Origin of the sequence: Haloquadratum walsbyi J07HQW2, assembly GCF_000415985.1 — an archaeon.
Classification (GTDB): Archaea; Halobacteriota; Halobacteria; order Halobacteriales; family Haloferacaceae; genus Haloquadratum; species Haloquadratum walsbyi_B.
Window position 1 is genome coordinate 3532235 of record NZ_KE356561.1, and the last position, 1082, is coordinate 3533316.

Sequence of the window (1082 nt, forward strand, 5' to 3'; positions counted from 1 at the left end):
TTGTGTTTGTGGTCGTGGTCGGGTTTGTGTTCTGTTCGGCGTTCTGGGTCATCAGTGTCTGTCGTGAGTTGGGTCATCTTGTGAGAGGTTTGTCGATCAGGCCACGGTGGGTCGCATTCAATGGTGGTGCTCAGTGCACAGGTGTCGGTGTCGCCACTCCCGACGGAGACTGTGTCATCCACCACCGCTGATGATGAGTACACTGGACCGTGAATATACTATTGTCAGAATAAACTGTCATCATGGATTGCTCCGATACTCCCGTCTACAGTCACATATGTGATTTCGCCCTGACTGTGGCGGTATCATAGAGACTGGTATGAGACTCATGTGACTATGCAATGGTAAGAGCGCCAATCGGAGCTATTTTTAGCTGACATACAGAAGTAATGAGTCGGATTATACATCCGCACATTCCGGTCACCCATTCTTCTGATAAAAATCTACTCTGAGTTACTCACATGCCCTAGTTCATGATCGACAGTTCTCGATATTTCGCTTAGTCATCATTGACTTGTTCGTCCTCTACAGACGTTAACGCTACTTGAACGATTTCACCAGGCTCAAGATCAAGCTTTTCTACCTCGGCTTGTGGAATGTTGACACGATTGTTCTGCTGAATCTTTGCAGCAAAGATCGCATTCCGTTTAAATAATCGTTCGACGACAATCCGACCTTGATTCTGAATATCACCAAGACCGCTTGAAGCAGCCCGTTTGACTATCTGTCCAATGGTTTTGTCTGGAACAGCATCAAGCAAGGATCCAGTTCCAGCATCTGTCTTATCAGACATATTTCTATATAGGATCTTGGTTTTATAATACTGTCTTTATTTGTATGGGGTATTCAGGATTCACCTATATTAACCATTGTTATATGCAGAAGAATTAAACCAATCTAATCCATAGCTGAATTTATCATGTCCAATCCTCATGATAATAAGGACCGTTATGGACATAGGCATAGACAAAATGGCGATCATGGCATTGGAGAATCAATGCCTGGCACCCCCGGTCATAGTAGGGGAACATATGGTAGTGACAAGCAAGTGAATCCGACGAAGAACAATATAGACAAGTATT

At 44.1% G+C, this 1082-nt stretch carries 2 protein-coding genes; both read right to left on the reverse strand.

Annotated elements, in window-relative coordinates; translation table 11 throughout:
• Positions 1-185, reverse strand: a 185-nt coding sequence (locus J07HQW2_RS19360) for a hypothetical protein (protein ID WP_303704279.1), incomplete at its 3' end; no start/stop codon positions are given.
• Between the two features lie 314 nt (positions 186-499).
• On the reverse strand, positions 500-793 hold the full coding sequence (locus J07HQW2_RS16365; RefSeq protein WP_021056801.1) for a hypothetical protein: 294 nt from the start codon (positions 791-793) through the stop codon (positions 500-502).
• Positions 794-1082: the final 289 nt, after the last annotated feature.